This window comes from Paraburkholderia sp. SIMBA_027 (assembly GCF_046535315.1).
Taxonomy (GTDB): Bacteria; Pseudomonadota; Gammaproteobacteria; order Burkholderiales; family Burkholderiaceae; genus Paraburkholderia; species Paraburkholderia tropica.
In genome coordinates this window covers 1-252 of sequence record NZ_JAWRWY010001189.1, presented here as the reverse complement: position 1 = coordinate 252, position 252 = coordinate 1, and the positions used below count along the sequence as shown (strand labels likewise).

The 252-nt window shown below is 59.9% G+C and carries 1 protein-coding gene; it reads right to left on the bottom strand.

All coding sequences use genetic code 11. The features are described 5' to 3' along the window. A partial coding sequence (locus SB764_RS42900) for an SDR family NAD(P)-dependent oxidoreductase (RefSeq protein WP_410867162.1) occupies positions 1-252 on the bottom strand: 252 nt, incomplete at both ends.

The following is a 252-nucleotide window of genomic DNA, read 5'->3' as shown; positions in this document are numbered from 1 at the left end:
ACTGCGCTGGCGGCGAAGCTGCGGCAGCGCATGGCGCAGAACAGCCATGGGCGCGAAGAAGTTGACCTCGAAATTGCGGCGCAGCTCTTCGTCCGACAAGGCTTCGACGGTACCTTGCTGGGCGTAGCCGGCATTGTTCACGACTACGTCGATGGCGCCGAACCATTGCACAGTCTTCTCGATCGCCTGCTGCACACTGCGATCATTGGTCAAATCGACCTCCAAAGGTAGAAAGCGGTCGGATGCCTCACC